Source organism: Xanthomonas indica, from assembly GCF_040529045.1.
GTDB lineage: Bacteria > Pseudomonadota > Gammaproteobacteria > Xanthomonadales > Xanthomonadaceae > Xanthomonas_A > Xanthomonas_A indica.
The window spans coordinates 1,958,742-1,973,095 of record NZ_CP131914.1 but is presented as its reverse complement, the minus strand read 5'-3'; the positions used below and the strand labels follow the sequence as shown (position 1 = coordinate 1,973,095).

Here is a 14,354-nt window from a genome sequence, read left to right as displayed (position 1 = left end):
CCGGCATCGGCCTTGATCCAGATCAAGGGCAAGCCCGCGCCGACGCGGTCCAATGCCCTCCGCACCCGGTCGGGATGCGCAAGCGGAAGGCGAGCATGCGAACGCAACAGTTGCAACAGGCGCTGGAAGGCCTCAACGGCGCCACCGCCGACATCGAGGCCTCGGCGCTGATCTCCCTGGACGGGCTGATGATCGCCTCGGCGATGCCGCAGGGCATGGACGAGGACCGCGTCGGCGCGATGTCCGCGGCGCTGCTCGCGCTGGGCGAGCGCAGCGCGCGCGAACTGGCGCGCGGCGCGCTGGAGCGGGTACTGATCCAGGGCGAGTCGGGCTACGTGATCATGAGTGCGGCCGGCCGCGAGGCGGTGCTCACCGTGCTGGCCAAGCCCAGCGCCAGGCTGGGCCTGGTGTTCCTGGACATCAAGCGCGCCGCGCAGGCGCTGCAGCAGATCCTGTAGGGGGCCGCCATGCCGCTGCCGCCGATGGATCCGCCGCACGAGCCGCACCGCAGCACCGAACTGCGCTACCACGACGGCAGCCGCCGCACGGTGTACTGGAGCGAACGGGAGGTGGCCTACCCGGACGGGCGCCTGATCGTTTCGCGCACCGACCTGGACGGCGTCATCACCCACGCCAACGACGCCTTCGTCGAACTCAGCGGCTGGCCGCGCGAACTGCTGATCGGTGCGCCGCACTGCATCCTGCGCCACCCGGAGATGCCGCGGCGCGCGTTCCGCGCGCTGTGGGAGACCGTGCTGGCCGGCGACAAGTGGCACGGCTACGTCAAGAACCTGCGCCGCGACGGCGCCTGCTACTGGGTCTACGCCACCGCGCTGCCGAACGTGCGCGACGGCCGCGTGGTCGGCTTCACCTCGGTGCGACGCAAGCCTTCGCGGCGACGCATCGATGCGCTGCAGCCGCTGTACGCGCAATGGCTGCAGGACGAGCACGCGGAGACGCCGGCATGAGCCATACCTTCCTGGTCGCGCCGGACTTCGCGCCCGAATACTTCGGCGGCTGGTACCTGCTCAGCACGGTGTTGCAACGCCGTGCCGGCATCGGCCTGCGCCTGCTGATGCCGGCCGACACCACCGAACAGCGGCAACTGCTGGACGGCGGCGGCGTCGACCTGGTGTACGCCAGCCCCTTCGACGCCAGCGCGCTGATCCGCGACCGCGGCTATCTGCCGCTGGTGCGGCCGCGCGGGCACGCCGACGAGGTGGTGATCGCCACCGCGGCCGAGGCGCCGGCGCGTTGCGTGGAAGACCTGCCCTACGGGTGCCGCATCGCCCTGACCGCCAACCACGACGTACGCCTGATCGGCCTGCGCCTGCTGGAGCCGGCCGACCTGGAGCCGGAACGCATCGCCTGGCGCCCGGCCGGCAGCTATGCCGCAGTGGCACGGCTGCTGCTCGAAGGCGAAGCCGACGCCGGCCTGTTCCTGGCCAGCGCCTACCACGGCCTGTCGCGGCTGACCCGCGCGCGGCTGCGTCCGCTTGTGGAAAGCGCGCTGTGCGACATCGGCCATGTGCTGCTGGCGCATCCACGCCTGGGGCCACAACTGCCGGTGCTGCGCGAGGCCCTGCTCACGCTCGGCGATGCCGCGCACCGCGACGACCAGGCGGTACTGGACGCGCTGGGCCTGGAGCGCGGTTTCGAGGCGATGGCCATGGAGGACGCGGAATTCATGATCGACCTGATCGACACCTTGCTGGACTGAGGCGCCCATGGCCACTCCTGCCGCCCGCGATCCCGCACGCCTGGTGATGCGCACCCATGCCCGCGCCCTGCTGCGCGACCCGCGCGACGCCGCCGCGCACCTGGCGCGGCTGCACGCCGCGCTGCAGCTGCACGACAACGAACCGACCCAGGGCGTGCTCGCCGACCTGTTCGTGGCCTTGCCGCGACACGACATCGCCCTGCGCCAGCTGGCGCTGCAGATGGCGGCAGCGCATCTGCCGCCACACGTGGCCGAGGCGTTCCAGCGCCACAGCCAGGGGCATGCGCTGCTGCCGATCAACGCCCTGGCCACGCGCTGGAGCGTGCTGGCGCGGCCGTCGGCCGACGTGCCGGCGCGGGTGCGCCGGGCCAGCCCGGACCATTCGCGGCGGATGGTGCGCGAGGTGGTGGACGCACTGTGCGACGGTGCGCCGATCGCCGCGGCGCGTTGCGAGCGCGAGTTCCTGGACTACTGCATCAGTTGCCAGGACAAGCTCGCCTTCATGCTCGCCACCCGCGAACTGCGCCGCCACGCACTGGCCCTGGGCGACCGCTGGGACCGCACCGCACGCTGGCTGCAGCAACGCGAGCCGCTGGGCGGCCGCAGCGTCGACGCCCTCTCCTTTTCCAGCGCGAGTGCGCCGCGATGACTGCCCCCGAACCGACCAGCTCCGAATCGACCTGGCTGATGCCGACCCCGCACGGCGTGTTGCACGGCTTCGCCAGCGCCACGCCCGACCGCATGCAGCGCGCGTTGCAACTGCTGCTCGGTGCGCACGGTGCGTTGTCGCTGCAGGAATGGCGCCAGCGCGTGGGCGGCGACGCGCAGCGCCTGCTGCAGGACGCCCGCGACCAGCAATGGGTGCAGTTGCTGCGGCGCGCCGTGCCGGGCCCGGAAATCCGCCTGGACGATTTCGCCCAGCACGTGATCGCGCCGCTGTCGGCCGAACGCCGCGCGGTGCTGGCCTCCGACAGCGGCTTCTGCCTGGGCCATGCCGGCCTGGACCAGGAGCAGGCCGAGACGCTGAGCGTGGCCGCGGCCGACTTCGCCGGCTTCGCCCAGCGCCAGAGCGCACGCGGCTGGCACGGCGCGCACCGCTACGTGGCGTTCTACAGCGAGCCGCAACTGCTGCTGCCGGACTGGTCGTTCGTGCCGTTCTGGGTCGACGGCGCCGGCTACTGGCTGGTGTTGGGCGGCGAGGCGCTGCTCAACAACCTGGCGATGGTGGAACTGGTGTGGAGCATCCGCCTGGCGGCGGCACGGTTTGCGCCGCCGGCTTGAGGGGCCGGGAATGGGGAATCGGGAGTGGGGAATGGGAAAGCGGGTCCCCTTTGGCACCGCTTCCCAAGCGCTCGCAGTTTTATGCGTCTAGATCGATGGTGAGGGCCGCGGCGGCGTCGCGGGCGGTCTGGCGCGCCTGTTCGATATCGGCGCCGCGGGCCAGGGTGACGCCGACGCGGCGGTGGCCATGCACGCTGGGCTTGCCGAACAGGCGCAGGGCGGTGTCCGGGGCCTGCAGCGCGGCGCCGACATTGCCGAAGCGCGGCACGCCCTCGCCGTGCGCCAGCAGCGCGCACGAGGCCGATGGGCCGCTCTGGCGGATCACCGGGATCGGCAGGCCGAGGATCGCGCGCGCATGCAGGGCGAACTCGCTCAGTTCCTGCGACACCAGGGTGACCAGGCCGGTGTCGTGCGGCCGCGGCGACACTTCGCTGAACCAGACCTCGTCACCCTTGACGAACAGCTCCACGCCGAACAGGCCCCAGCCGCCGAGATCGTCGGTGACCGCGCGGGCGATGTCCTGCGCCCGCTGCAGGGCCAGCGCCGACATCGGCTGCGGCTGCCAGCTCTCGCGGTAGTCGCCGTCCTTCTGCCAGTGCCCGATCGGATCGCAGAACGCGGTGCCGCCGGCGTGGCGCACGGTCAGCAGGGTGATCTCGTAGTCGAAATCGATGAAGCCCTCGACGATGCAGCGGCCGGCGCCGGCGCGGCCGCCGGTCTGCGCGTACTCCCAGGCCGCATCGATGTCGGCGGCGCTGCGCAGGGTGCTCTGGCCCTTGCCGGAGGACGACATCACCGGCTTGACCACGCACGGCAGGCCCACCGCGGCGATCGCGTCGCGGTACTCCTCTGGCGTGTCGACGAAGCGATACGGCGACGTCGGCAGGCCCAGGGTCTCGGCGGCCAGGCGGCGGATGCCTTCGCGGTCCATGGTCAGCCGCGCCGCGCGCGCGGTCGGAATCACCCGCTGGCCGAGGTCGCGCTCCAGCGCCACCAGGGTCTCGGTATGGATCGCCTCGATCTCCGGCACGATCAGGTGCGGCTGCTCGCGCGCGATCAGCTCGCGCAGCGCCATCGCATCGAGCATGTCGACCACGTGGCTGCGGTGCGCGACCTGCATCGCCGGCGCATCGGCGTAACGGTCGACCGCGATCACTTCCACGCCGAAGCGCTGCAGTTCGATCGCCACTTCCTTGCCCAGTTCGCCGGAGCCGAGCAGCAGCACGCGGGTGGCGGAAGCGGACAACGGGGTTCCCAGAGTGACCATGGCGGCGGCGCCTGCGCGAAGAGGGGGCACCATTCTAACGGCCCGGCGCCCCGCGCCGGCAGCGGCGCGGCCGCGCCATCGCCGGCACGCAGCGAAGTGCTATCTTCTGCAGCGTCACTGGGGATGTCGCCATGCACGCACGCAGCGCCGAAAACCGCCACGGCACGCCCTGCCGCACCGCCGGGGAGCGTCCATGCAGTCGCTGATGCCGGCCGAGGCGTACATCGACGAGGCCTGGTTCGCCCGCGAGCGCACCCAACTGATGATGCCGCTGTGGCAGTTCGTGGCGCCGCGCATGCTGCTGGACAAGCCCAACGCCTTCGTGCGCCGCTCGGTGTGCGGGGTGGACGTGGTGGTGCAGAACATCGACGGCGAACTGCGCGCCTTCGACAACCTGTGCCTGCACCGGCAGAACCCGCTGCAGCAACAACCGCAGGGCGTGCGCCCGCTGGTCTGCAGCTACCACGGCTGGCGCTACGGCGCCGATGGCGGCGTGGACAACATTCCCTTCCAGGACGATGCCTACCGCCTGGCCCCGGAAGCGCGTGCTTGCCTGCGGCTGCGCCGCTTCGCGGTGGCCTGCATCGGCAAGCTGGTGTTCGTGAACCTGTCGGCCACGCCGATGCCGCTGGAGGCGCAGTTCTCGCTGGAGGCGCTGGAAATGCTGCGCGCCGCCTCCGAGCAGTTCGACGACGAAGTGCTGGTGGCGACCTTCGAGGCCAACTTCAACTGGAAGCTGGCCTACGAGAACCTGCGCGACGCGCTGCATCCGCGCTTCGTGCATGCACGCACGCTGGCGCAGCAGGTCAAGTTCCAGGTGCAGATGGACGATGCCGGCATCGCCGAGGCGCGCCGCTACCACGCCGAGGGCAGCGCCTCGCGCGAGGCGCACCTGGCGCGCCTGCGTGAGTTCAGCAGCGGCGGCCTCAACGAACCGCTGCTGGCGATGGCGCACTACCCCTGGCACGCGCACGTCGAACGCTTCGGCACCGACGACTGGTATCTGAACTGGCTGCTGTACCCGAACCTGCACATCGCCTCGGGCTCGGGTGGCTATTCCTTCATCATCGAGCACCACCAGCCGGTGTCGGCGCAGCGCACCGACCTGCTGGTCTACTACGTCACCGCGCGCAAGAAGCATCGCTATCCGGGTTCCGACGCGGTGCTGCTGGGACATCTGCACGGCGCCGAGAAGGTGCTGCGCGAGGACATCGACATCATGGAACAGGTGCAGTCGGGACTGCGCGCCGGCGCCCCGCGCGCCGTGCTCGGCGACTACGAGCACGCCAACATGCAGATCGAACGCTGGTACATGGACGTCATGGAGGGCCGCCATGTCCTCTGAAAAATACGTGGTGGGCAGCGGTGCGCTGCTGCGCTGGGCACTCGCGGCCTGGGCGGAGGCGGCGCCGGACTGCGTGCTGCACCCGCTGGACGTGGCACAGGGCAAGGACTACCGCTTCGACCTGGATGCCCTGCATGCGCTGGCCGACACCGGCGCCACCGCCTTCGTCGCCTGGGGCGCGCAGTTCCTCAACTTCCGCCGCCAGGAGCTGATGGGCGAACTCAAGGCGCGCGGCTTCAAGATGCCGCCGCTGATCTGCCGCGGCGCGCAGGTGGCGGCCAGCGCGCGCGTCGGCGAGAACTGCGCGATCGGCGCCGGCGCCCTCGTCGATGCGCACTGCGACATCGGCTTCAATGCCTGGATCGGCGCAGCGGCGGTGCTGGAATCGGCGGTCAAGGTCGGCGCCTCGGCGTGGATCGAAGCCGGCGTGACGCTTGGTGCCGACGCGCAGATCGGCGCCCAGGCCACCCTCGGCCGGCAGGTGGACATCGGCCCCGGCGTGCGCATCGGCAAACGCTGCCAGATCGAGATCCCCGGCCTCTACCGCAACGACATCGCCACCGGCACCCACCATCTCGACGGTTTCCGCACGCCGGTACTGATCCTCGGCGGGTGAGTGGCCGCCTGCGGCGGCCGGGAATCGGGAATCGGGATTCGGGATTCGTAAAAGCGCTGGGTCTGCTGCCCCTGGCGTGACAGCACGCGGCCGATAGATGCACACCGCCGACGCCCGCCAAGTCGACACCCGGGCTGCCACCGCAGCACCTCCTTCCTCATACCTCGCGACTTCAGCGCCCTACCGATCCTCAAAAAGCGGATATCGCGCGCGGGCGGGAAGCGGAGATCCATAAGGCTCCCCTGGACCCGCCCGTCCCCATGAACCCGCTTCCACGATTCCCCATTCCCGATTCCCCCATCCCGACCCCTTGCAACCTGATATCAATTTGATATCTTTTCGTCCAACCACCCAAGGACGTCCACCATGAAAGAGCAGCCCCGTTCCTCCCTGCCCGGCATTCCGATGATCGTGGGTCTGGTCCTGGTGTTCGTGGCCGGCGCCGGCGCGATCATCGCCACCGGCGTGCTGCAGCCATCGGCGATGCCGTGGACCCTGCTGGTCGCGATCCCGGTGCTGACCGTCGCGCTGTTCCTGGTGGTCGGCCTGTACGCGCTGGAACCGAACCAGGCCGCGGTGCTGAGCCTGTTCGGCCGCTACGTGGGCACGGTCAAGGATCCTGGCCTGCGCTGGAACAACCCCTTCTTCAGCAAGCGCAAGGTCAGCCAGCGCGTGCGCAACTTCGAGAGCGGCCGGCTCAAGGTCAACGAACTGGACGGCAGTCCGATCGAGATCGCCGCGGTGATCGTGTGGCAAGTGATGGACGCGTCCGAGGCGGTCTACAACGTCGACGACTACGAGAGCTTCGTGCACATCCAGTCCGAGGCGGCGCTGCGCGCGATGGCCACCAGCTATCCCTACGACCAGCACGAGGACGGGCAGATCTCGCTGCGCAGCCACCCCAACGAGATCAGCGAACAGCTCAAGCGCCACCTCGACGAACGCCTGACCCAGGCCGGGGTGGACGTCATCGAGGCGCGCATCAGCCACCTCGCCTACGCCCCGGAAATCGCCCAGGCGATGCTGCAGCGGCAGCAGGCCAACGCGGTGATCGCCGCGCGCACGCGCATCGTCGCCGGTGCGGTGGGCATGGTCGAGATGGCCCTGGCCGAACTGCAGAAGAACGGCGTGGTCGAGCTGGACGAGGAGCGCAAGGCGCACATGGTCAGCAACCTGCTGACCGTGCTGTGCTCGGACCGCGGCACCCAGCCGATCGTCAACGCCGGCTCGCTGTACTGACGTGTCCATGAGCATGCACGCCATCGCGCCGCTGGCGCTCGCCCTCTCCGGCCTGCCGGCCCTGGTCATCGCTGCCTGGGTCGGCGGCAAGGGCGACGACCGCGCGCGCGGGCTGGGCCTGCGCTGGGCGCTGATCGGCCTGGCGATCCTGATCGGCGCGGCGGCGCTGTACTGGACCGGCGGCCAGCGCGCCGGCGTCTATGCGGTGGCGATCGCGCTGCTGCTGACGGTGAACGCGCTGATCGTGTCGATGCTGCTGCACCTGCGGCGCAGCGACGCCGCGCGGCAGGAGCGGTCATGAGCGAGAAGAAGGCCTACCCGCTGCGCATCAACGCCGACGTGCTGGCGGCGGCGCAGCGCTGGGCCGACGACGAACTGCGCAGCCTCAACGCGCAGATCGAATACGTGTTGCGCGACGCGCTGCGCAAGGCGGGCCGGCTGCCCAAGCCCGGCGACGACAAGGAACGCACATCATGAGCAAGCACTGGGAATATCTCACCGTCGAGGCCAAGACCACGCTGATGCTGGGCCTGAAACTGGACGAACTCCAGGCCGACCTGAACAAGCACGGCAAGCTCGGCTGGGAACTGGTCAACGTCCTCGCGCTGCCGGGCACCAAGCCGCTGATGATGTTCAAGCGGGAGCTCTGACATGCATCCGCATCGGGTTCTCGCGCCTGCACGGGTGGCGCTGCTGCGCCCGCGCTCGGCGCTGGCAGCAGCCGCCGGCGCGTTGCTGGATCGCCTGCAGGCCGGCGGCCTCGCCGCGGTCGAAGCCGACCAGCACCGCGATCCCGCCGTGAACCACCTGCGTATCGCTCGTCGCGATGCACCCGGACCGGCCGCGTACGCGATGCCCGGCCACGTCGACCCGGCCTTGATCGGCGATGTCACCGCCTGGGTGCGCGCCCTGCCCGCCAGCCACGGAGCCATCCCATGAGCCGGCCGCGATCCACGTCGCCCTCGCCGGCACGGCAGTATCCGGTGGCGCCGGCGCGTCGGCTGGGCCTGGCCGTGTGGCTGTGGCTGCCGCTGCTGCTCGTGGCCGCGGTGATCGGCACCTTTGCGCTGCACGCCGCACGGCCCGGTGCGCTCTGGTGGCATTTCGGGTTATTAGCTCTGATCGGTGTGGCCGGCACCGCCACCTTCGCGCGGCAGCGCGTGCTGTTGCACGACGGCCTGGTGGAAATACGGGCGACCTTCCTGACCAAGCGCGTGCCGCTGCCCGCGCTGCGCCTGGAGGACGCGCGCGTGGTCGCGCTGTCCGAGCACACCGGCTTCAAGCCGGCACTGAAGCTGTTCGGTTTCGGCTACCCCGGTTTCCACGCGGGCCACTTCCGGACCCGCGACGGGCACAAGGCGTTCTGCCTGATCACCGGCGATCGCGTGCTGGCCGTACCGCTGCACGATGGCGGCTGGCTGCTGCTCAGCGTCGAACAGCCCAGGCAGGTGCTGCAGGAATGGCAGACGCTCTCGGCGCAGGTGCCCGGCAGCGAAGGGACACCCCGCGCAGCCCGCCGCCTGGCCTGAGTCCGACACGCGTCGCCGCATCGTCGCTGTTGCGACCGGCCACACAGGGCACGACACGCTGCGCGCGGTGCGGCAAGCTCTCGCGGTTCGCACGCGTCCAGTACGTCGAGGACGCCAAGTCGGGCGTTCTGGCGTATGCGAGACGATATGCTGGAACACCAGCCACGCTCGTCCTCGTCGCCAGCCGCGTGCGTCGCGACGACGGCGACGGCTTCGCCCTCCATATGACGCCTCGAGGATCGCCCCGATGGACGACACCCCGCCCCGCGAGATTCCCGCCACCGCTCCGGCGCTGCCGCCGACGCTGTCGGCGCGGCTGCACGGACTGCACTGGCATCGCAACCTGGTCGGCGAAGCCGGCGCCCAGGTCTACCGGCTCGGCGGTGCCGGCACGCCGGATCTGTACCTCAAGCGCGGCAGCGGCGCCTCGCACGACGACGTGGTGGACGAGTTCGCGCGGCTGCACTGGCTGCGCGGAACCGGCTGCGTGCCGCGCGCACTGCATTTCGAGGCCGACGCCGCCGGCGCCTGGCTGCTGAGCGAAGCGCTGCCGGGCAAGACCGCCTACCAGTGGTTGCAGGAAGCACCCGCGCAGGCCGATCGCATCGTGCAGGCGCTGGGCCAGTTCCTGCGTCGCTTCCATGCCATGCCGATCGACACCTGTCCGTTCGATGCCAGCCACCCGCTGCGCTTGGCCGCGGCGCAGCACCGGCTGCAGGCGGGCCTGGTCGACACCGAGGACTTCGACGCGGCGCGTACCGGCTGGTCGGCGGACGCAGTGTGGCAGGCGATGACCGCGCTGCTGCCGCTGGCCAGCGAACGCGTGCTGTGCCACGGCGACTATTCGCTGGACAACATCCTGCTCGACGCGCCGGACCGCGTCGTCGGCGTGATCGATCTCGGCCGCGCCGGCATCGCCGATCCGTACCAGGACCTGGCGATCCTGGCCAATTGCCTGGACGAGTTCGGCCCGGCGCTGGCCGACCGCTTCTTCGCCGCGTACGGCATCGCCACGCCGGACCGCAAGCGACTGCAGTTCCACCAACTGCTCGACGAGTTCTTCTGAGCCGCGCCTGCCGCATCGCGCGCGGTGCAGCAGGAGCACCCCGGCGACTGGCCGCCCGCGGTGCTTGGCTCTACCCTGTGCCGATGCGCACCATTCCCCACCTGCTGCTCAACACCGAGACCATCGAACTGCTGCCGGCCGCGCGGCTGCGCGCCCGCAGCAATGCCGACACGCGCCAGCTCGCGCAGGCGACCTGGCTGCTGCGGCGCAAGCACGACGGGCGCTACCTGGCGACCGCGAACGCACACGGGTTGCACGCGCTGGTGCCGCGGCTGATGCACGAACCCGGCATCGAAGCGGCACTGGATCGGCTCGACGCGCTGCCCGCACGCGGCGCACTGCGCGATGACGACGCCTGGTTGCCGCTGCACGCACTGCAGGCGCAACTGGACCAGTTGGGCCTGGCCGCCGACGCCTACGCACGGCGCAGCGGCCTGCCGCTGCAGCCGGAACCGGCCACCCTGCACGCGGCCGGCGCCGACCGCTACCGGCGCCCGCTGTGGCTGAGCGCGAGTGCGGCACGCGCCTGGCACGCGCTGCGCCGTGCCGCCGCGCGCGATGGCGTGGTGCTGGAGGCGATCTCCGGCTATCGCAGTCACGCGTATCAAGTGGGCATCTTCGCGCGCAAATTCGCCCGCGGGCAGACCCTGGAGCAGATCCTCGCGGTCAATGCCGCACCGGGCTTCAGCGAGCACCACAGCGGGCACGCCCTGGATATCGGCACGCCCGGCGAGCCGCCAGCGGAAGAAAGCTTCGAACGCACGCCCGCGTTCGCCTGGCTGCGCGCGCACGCCGGCGCCTTCGGCTACCGGATGAGCTATCCGCGCGACAACCCGCATGGCATCGTCTACGAACCCTGGCACTGGTGCTGGCAGGAGGCCGCTTGCGCATGATCCGTTCCCACACACGCCGGCCGCGCGCCGGCACCGCCGCCTGGCGGGCATTGACGCTTCTGGCCCTGGCGCTGCCCACCTGCGCCGCCGCGCAATGGCACGACCGGCAGGGCCAGCCCCTGCCCGACAACGCCGAGCGCGGGCACGACAAGGCCTTCGCCGCCGCGCTGCAGATCGCCGACGACGCCGACTTCGCCGCGTTCGCGCAGGAGTGGGGGCAGACCGAGGCCGCGCATGCGCCGCAGCTGCGCACGATCGCGCGCGTGCATCGCGGCCAGTTGCTGCGTGTGGCGCTGCTGTACTCCGGCTGCGCGCCCAGCCCCAACAACGGCGGCGCCTGCGATGCGCAGATGAGCCTGCGCGTGCTCGGCCCCGACGGCAGCACCACCCTGCAGGATCCGATGCGGCCACTGGGCATGGGCGGCCCGCCGGCCGCCGCCGGCCTGCTGGAACTGGCACCGCTGTCGGTGCAACTGCGTTTCGAGGACAGCGACCCCCTCGGCACCTACACCGTGCAGGTCACGGTCAACGATCCCAGCCAGGACGCGTGGGTGCGGTTGAAGGCGCAGGTGGAACTGGTCGGCAGCGACTGAGCCGCGTGCGGATGTCCAGGTGGTCGTGGGGACGCGCCCCCCGTTGCCCTCGCTGTGCGCCACGACGTTTCGGCCTCGCACGCCGTCAGGAATCTTTCATCGACACAAGGAGGTCGCAATGTCCGAAAACCCCTATGCCACGCCGCAGGCGCAGAGCCCACAAACCGCACTGCATCCCGCGAAGGCGCCCTCTCCCATCCTGCGCAAGATCGCCGCCGGCTGGATCGTCGGCGGCCTGATGACCACGCTCAACCTCCTGCTGAGCATCCGCGCCATCGCTGCCGGCGATTCCGCCAAAGCGCTGATCCACTGCACCAGCATGCTGCTGGTAGCGGCGCTTGCGTACGGCACCTACCGCAAGAGCCGCATTGCCGCATGCCTGCTGCTCGCCTCCTACGTTCTCGCACGCATCAGCCATCTCGTCGCTGGCAACGCCGATGGCCTGGGCATCGCCGTGCTGGTCACGTTGGCCTATCTGAGCGCAGCGCGGGGCACCTTCCAGTACCACCGCTGGCTGCGGCAGGAGCAGCGCGTTCCGGCGGAGCACCGCCAGGACTGAGCCGACGGCACGCTGTTCCGCGTACCCTCAGCAACGTGCGCGCGCCCCGACCACCACCACGGGCACGACCGCGCCTGCCCGCCCAGGCGACGCGCCAGGGCACGTGCGCATTGCAGCGCATGACGACACCTTTACCTGGTGCGCTCGCGGCTACGCTTCACCCACTTTTTGTACTGCGCTACGCGACGACACTCAGCGCCGCAGCGCATCCACCGCCCACAGCAGCCAGCCCAGCATCAGCGTGGTGCCGCCGATCGGCGCCAGCCGGGTCGGCCACTGCGCCAGCGCGTTGCCGGCCAGGCTGCCGGAAAACAGCACGGTGCCGAGCAGCAACAGACACAACGCGCTGCGGCTGAGCAGGCGCTCGCTGCGGCGGCCCAGCGCCGCCAGCGCCACGCCGTGGCCGAAGGCGTACAGCGCCGCGGTCTGCAGGTGCGATTGCGCCACGGGCTCGGCCACGCCGTGCGAGGCATAGGCGGACAGGCCGATGGCCACGGCCGCGAGCAGCGCGCCGGCGCTGCACAGCCAGAACGGCCCGCGCGTACGGCGATCGAACGTCAGCATGTGCGTTCCCTCCGGGAGCGCGGCAGCGTTTGCCGTCCCCCATAAACAGAACGCGCCGCAAGATGCGGCGCGTTCCGGTTCACTCGACCACCAGGGCAGGACTTACTTGATCGCCCAGTAGATGTCGTAGGTGCCTTCCGGCGTGAACGCCTTGTCCACGCCGCCCTTCCAGGCTTCGTACGGACGGTCGGTCACGTCGTAGCCGCTGGTCGCGGCCCAGGCACGCAGCGCATTGCGCGCCGCATCCAGACCCGCCATGTGGCCGGTGTAGCTGGCGAAGGCGGAGCGGTGCGCTTCGGTCCGCAGGTAGGTCACCGGGGCACCCTGCGGGATGGTCACCTTCAGCGGCTCGCCGGAAGCGGCAACCGGGGTGGCATCGACCGGCGCGGCAGCCGCGTCGTCCTTCTTGGCGTCCGTCTTCTCATCCTTCTTGGCGTCGTCCTTCGGCGCGCCACCGGCACGCTTGCGCACCGGCTGGGCGACGTCGAAGGCGTACTTGTCGGCGCCGAAGTCGGTCGTGACAATGCGCACCGGACCGGCCGCTTCCAGGCCGTTGGCGTCCATCACCCGCTTGATCCACTCCTGGTTGTCCTTGATGGACTTCTTGATGGAGTCGTTGTCGCGGTCGATGTTGCCGGCGTTGACCACCAGCAGGTCCTCGGCCGGGACGTCGACGACCTTCAGGTCCTTCAGCGGGGTGTCGTCGGAGCGGTAGTCCACGTTCGGCACGGTGGCCAGCACGTTGCTCAGGCGCGACAGGCCCAGCTTGATGTCGTCGCCGACATGGCGGCTGACGTACAGGCCGGCGTAACGACCCAGCAGGTCCCACCCGTACTTGACGGAGTAGTCCTGGGTGATCTTCACGTTGCGGCCGTTCTTGCCGGTCGGCTCGAGCTTGAAGGTCGTGGTCTTGTCCTTGCCCTTGGTCTCGTCCTCGATGGCGATGACCACGTCCTTGTTCTTCTCGGTCGAGGTGATGGTCCAGCTACCCTTGCCGATGTAGCCCTCCTTGGAGCTGTAGTCCAGACGCGCGCCGACGCCGGATTCCGGGCCGGAGAGCTTCAGCTCGATGCGCGGGTCGCGCAGCACCAGGGGGTTCCAGTCCTTGAACCGACGCAGGCTGTTGACCGTGTCATAGACGATGGTCATGCGCCGATTGGTCTCGACGCTTTCGGACATGTGACGCTCCGAGGGCAGCACCACGCCGACAATGACGAACAGGCCAGCCACGATCCCCAGGGCGATCAGGAACTCGATAATACGGGTCATTCAGGAGGTCTCCGGGGCCGATCCCACGGCCGGGTTGATGAAGCGAAGCGCCCATCCTAGCAGGCTTCGCTGTCCGTGGTCAGCACATCACGGAATGCCGCTTCGCCCCGTGCCGCAACGGGCTTGCGCGGTGCCGGCGACGGCCGCCGGAACGGCACCGCAGGCGACCAGACCATTGTCCCGGCAGCGGCACCGGACAGACCTGCGCGCCCGGTCTCCGGCCGCATCGAAGCGAGCAACGGCGGCGCCGTCGGCCCGGTGGACGCGCCGGAAGCGTGCGTGACCCAGGCCAGACCACTTGCCTGCGCGGGACAAGCTCGCTCTGCTTATGGCGGCATCTAGTGCATGGCACCCGGCGGCACCGGACCGGCCCGACGTGCGCGTTCCCGGCCTGCGCGGGCCGTCATCCTGTC

20 protein-coding genes are annotated in these 14,354 nt (G+C 70.3%); 17 read left to right on the top strand and 3 right to left on the bottom strand.

The annotated features are described in order from the left end of the window. Window positions 1–74 precede the first annotated feature (74 nt). From Q7W82_RS08645 to Q7W82_RS08625, 5 genes are read left to right on the top strand one after another with little or no spacing between them, the layout of a single operon-like run. Window positions 75–458: a roadblock/LC7 domain-containing protein gene (locus Q7W82_RS08645; RefSeq protein WP_202405153.1), complete on the top strand. Its 384-nt coding sequence runs from the start codon at window positions 75–77 to the stop codon at window positions 456–458. Window positions 459–467: 9 nt separating this feature from the next. Next, entirely contained in the window at window positions 468–968 is a 501-nt protein-coding gene (locus tag Q7W82_RS08640; RefSeq protein ID WP_242156474.1) for a PAS domain-containing protein, read from the top strand. Beyond that, window positions 965–1,720, top strand: a complete 756-nt coding sequence (locus Q7W82_RS08635; protein ID WP_242156473.1) for a PhnD/SsuA/transferrin family substrate-binding protein — start codon at window positions 965–967, stop codon at window positions 1,718–1,720. The genes Q7W82_RS08640 and Q7W82_RS08635 overlap by 4 nt, the downstream gene beginning before the upstream one ends. A 7-nt stretch (window positions 1,721–1,727) precedes the next feature. Further along, window positions 1,728–2,369, top strand: a complete 642-nt coding sequence (locus tag Q7W82_RS08630) for a hypothetical protein (RefSeq protein WP_242156472.1) — start codon at window positions 1,728–1,730, stop codon at window positions 2,367–2,369. Continuing rightward, complete coding sequence (locus tag Q7W82_RS08625; protein WP_242156471.1) at window positions 2,366–3,001, top strand: hypothetical protein; 636 nt, start codon at window positions 2,366–2,368, stop codon at window positions 2,999–3,001. Before Q7W82_RS08630 ends, Q7W82_RS08625 begins: the two co-directional genes overlap by 4 nt. Window positions 3,002–3,080: 79 nt before the next feature. On the opposite strand, the gene purT is transcribed toward Q7W82_RS08625, so the two are convergent. Then, window positions 3,081–4,268, bottom strand: a complete 1,188-nt coding sequence (gene purT, locus Q7W82_RS08620) for a formate-dependent phosphoribosylglycinamide formyltransferase (RefSeq protein ID WP_242156470.1) — start codon at window positions 4,266–4,268, stop codon at window positions 3,081–3,083. A gap of 193 nt (window positions 4,269–4,461) precedes the next feature. Between purT and Q7W82_RS08615 the strand changes: the two genes are divergently transcribed. The 12 genes from Q7W82_RS08615 (at window position 4,462) to Q7W82_RS08560 (ending at window position 12,108) form a co-directional block, all read left to right on the top strand. After that, entirely contained in the window at window positions 4,462–5,613 is a 1,152-nt protein-coding gene (locus Q7W82_RS08615) for a Rieske 2Fe-2S domain-containing protein (protein WP_242156469.1), read from the top strand. Next, window positions 5,603–6,229, top strand: a complete 627-nt coding sequence (locus tag Q7W82_RS08610) for a DapH/DapD/GlmU-related protein (protein WP_242156468.1) — start codon at window positions 5,603–5,605, stop codon at window positions 6,227–6,229. Before Q7W82_RS08615 ends, Q7W82_RS08610 begins: the two co-directional genes overlap by 11 nt. A 366-nt stretch (window positions 6,230–6,595) precedes the next feature. After that, entirely contained in the window at window positions 6,596–7,468 is an 873-nt protein-coding gene (locus Q7W82_RS08605) for an SPFH domain-containing protein (RefSeq protein ID WP_026143690.1), read from the top strand. A 13-nt stretch (window positions 7,469–7,481) separates the two neighbouring features. Continuing rightward, a complete protein-coding gene (locus Q7W82_RS08600; protein ID WP_160947689.1) occupies window positions 7,482–7,769 on the top strand; it encodes a hypothetical protein in 288 nt (95 codons plus the stop codon). After that, window positions 7,766–7,945, top strand: coding sequence for an Arc family DNA binding domain-containing protein (locus Q7W82_RS08595; protein WP_148828821.1), 180 nt, complete (start codon window positions 7,766–7,768; stop codon window positions 7,943–7,945). The genes Q7W82_RS08600 and Q7W82_RS08595 overlap by 4 nt, the downstream gene beginning before the upstream one ends. Continuing rightward, the gene (locus Q7W82_RS08590; protein ID WP_242156467.1) at window positions 7,942–8,118 is read left to right on the top strand and encodes a DUF4177 domain-containing protein; all 177 of its coding nucleotides are present in this window, start codon (window positions 7,942–7,944) and stop codon (window positions 8,116–8,118) included. Before Q7W82_RS08595 ends, Q7W82_RS08590 begins: the two co-directional genes overlap by 4 nt. 1 nt (window position 8,119) lies before the next feature. After that, window positions 8,120–8,407 (top strand): hypothetical protein, encoded by a 288-nt coding sequence (locus Q7W82_RS08585; RefSeq protein ID WP_242156466.1) that lies wholly within the window; start codon window positions 8,120–8,122, stop codon window positions 8,405–8,407. Next, entirely contained in the window at window positions 8,404–8,997 is a 594-nt protein-coding gene (locus tag Q7W82_RS08580) for a PH domain-containing protein (RefSeq protein ID WP_242156465.1), read from the top strand. Before Q7W82_RS08585 ends, Q7W82_RS08580 begins: the two co-directional genes overlap by 4 nt. Window positions 8,998–9,244: 247 nt before the next feature. Then, window positions 9,245–10,063 (top strand): APH(3') family aminoglycoside O-phosphotransferase, encoded by an 819-nt coding sequence (locus Q7W82_RS08575; protein ID WP_242156464.1) that lies wholly within the window; start codon window positions 9,245–9,247, stop codon window positions 10,061–10,063. 83 nt (window positions 10,064–10,146) lie between these two features. Continuing rightward, entirely contained in the window at window positions 10,147–10,956 is an 810-nt protein-coding gene (locus Q7W82_RS08570; RefSeq protein ID WP_242156463.1) for a M15 family metallopeptidase, read from the top strand. After that, window positions 10,953–11,549, top strand: coding sequence for a hypothetical protein (locus tag Q7W82_RS08565; protein WP_242156462.1), 597 nt, complete (start codon window positions 10,953–10,955; stop codon window positions 11,547–11,549). The genes Q7W82_RS08570 and Q7W82_RS08565 overlap by 4 nt, the downstream gene beginning before the upstream one ends. A gap of 118 nt (window positions 11,550–11,667) precedes the next feature. After that, the gene (locus tag Q7W82_RS08560; RefSeq protein WP_242156461.1) at window positions 11,668–12,108 is read left to right on the top strand and encodes a hypothetical protein; all 441 of its coding nucleotides are present in this window, start codon (window positions 11,668–11,670) and stop codon (window positions 12,106–12,108) included. A gap of 192 nt (window positions 12,109–12,300) precedes the next feature. Here the strand turns inward: Q7W82_RS08560 and Q7W82_RS08555 are convergent, their stop codons facing one another. Further along, window positions 12,301–12,672 (bottom strand): DUF423 domain-containing protein, encoded by a 372-nt coding sequence (locus Q7W82_RS08555; protein ID WP_242156460.1) that lies wholly within the window; start codon window positions 12,670–12,672, stop codon window positions 12,301–12,303. A 102-nt stretch (window positions 12,673–12,774) separates the two neighbouring features. Next, the gene (locus Q7W82_RS08550) at window positions 12,775–13,941 is read right to left on the bottom strand and encodes a polyketide cyclase (protein ID WP_242156459.1); all 1,167 of its coding nucleotides are present in this window, start codon (window positions 13,939–13,941) and stop codon (window positions 12,775–12,777) included. Window positions 13,942–14,354 lie beyond the last annotated feature (413 nt).

Coding starts and splice junctions, on each gene's coding strand:
- Q7W82_RS08645 (WP_202405153.1), top strand. CDS start 75: ATGCGCAAGCGGAAGGCGAGCATGCGAACGCAACAGTTGCAACAGGCG.
- Q7W82_RS08640 (WP_242156474.1), top strand. CDS start 468: ATGCCGCTGCCGCCGATGGATCCGCCGCACGAGCCGCACCGCAGCACC.
- Q7W82_RS08635 (WP_242156473.1), top strand. CDS start 965: ATGAGCCATACCTTCCTGGTCGCGCCGGACTTCGCGCCCGAATACTTC.
- Q7W82_RS08630 (WP_242156472.1), top strand. CDS start 1,728: ATGGCCACTCCTGCCGCCCGCGATCCCGCACGCCTGGTGATGCGCACC.
- Q7W82_RS08625 (WP_242156471.1), top strand. CDS start 2,366: ATGACTGCCCCCGAACCGACCAGCTCCGAATCGACCTGGCTGATGCCG.
- purT (WP_242156470.1), bottom strand. CDS start 4,268: ATGGTCACTCTGGGAACCCCGTTGTCCGCTTCCGCCACCCGCGTGCTG.
- Q7W82_RS08615 (WP_242156469.1), top strand. CDS start 4,462: ATGCAGTCGCTGATGCCGGCCGAGGCGTACATCGACGAGGCCTGGTTC.
- Q7W82_RS08610 (WP_242156468.1), top strand. CDS start 5,603: ATGTCCTCTGAAAAATACGTGGTGGGCAGCGGTGCGCTGCTGCGCTGG.
- Q7W82_RS08605 (WP_026143690.1), top strand. CDS start 6,596: ATGAAAGAGCAGCCCCGTTCCTCCCTGCCCGGCATTCCGATGATCGTG.
- Q7W82_RS08600 (WP_160947689.1), top strand. CDS start 7,482: ATGCACGCCATCGCGCCGCTGGCGCTCGCCCTCTCCGGCCTGCCGGCC.
- Q7W82_RS08595 (WP_148828821.1), top strand. CDS start 7,766: ATGAGCGAGAAGAAGGCCTACCCGCTGCGCATCAACGCCGACGTGCTG.
- Q7W82_RS08590 (WP_242156467.1), top strand. CDS start 7,942: ATGAGCAAGCACTGGGAATATCTCACCGTCGAGGCCAAGACCACGCTG.
- Q7W82_RS08585 (WP_242156466.1), top strand. CDS start 8,120: ATGCATCCGCATCGGGTTCTCGCGCCTGCACGGGTGGCGCTGCTGCGC.
- Q7W82_RS08580 (WP_242156465.1), top strand. CDS start 8,404: ATGAGCCGGCCGCGATCCACGTCGCCCTCGCCGGCACGGCAGTATCCG.
- Q7W82_RS08575 (WP_242156464.1), top strand. CDS start 9,245: ATGGACGACACCCCGCCCCGCGAGATTCCCGCCACCGCTCCGGCGCTG.
- Q7W82_RS08570 (WP_242156463.1), top strand. CDS start 10,147: ATGCGCACCATTCCCCACCTGCTGCTCAACACCGAGACCATCGAACTG.
- Q7W82_RS08565 (WP_242156462.1), top strand. CDS start 10,953: ATGATCCGTTCCCACACACGCCGGCCGCGCGCCGGCACCGCCGCCTGG.
- Q7W82_RS08560 (WP_242156461.1), top strand. CDS start 11,668: ATGTCCGAAAACCCCTATGCCACGCCGCAGGCGCAGAGCCCACAAACC.
- Q7W82_RS08555 (WP_242156460.1), bottom strand. CDS start 12,672: ATGCTGACGTTCGATCGCCGTACGCGCGGGCCGTTCTGGCTGTGCAGC.
- Q7W82_RS08550 (WP_242156459.1), bottom strand. CDS start 13,941: ATGACCCGTATTATCGAGTTCCTGATCGCCCTGGGGATCGTGGCTGGC.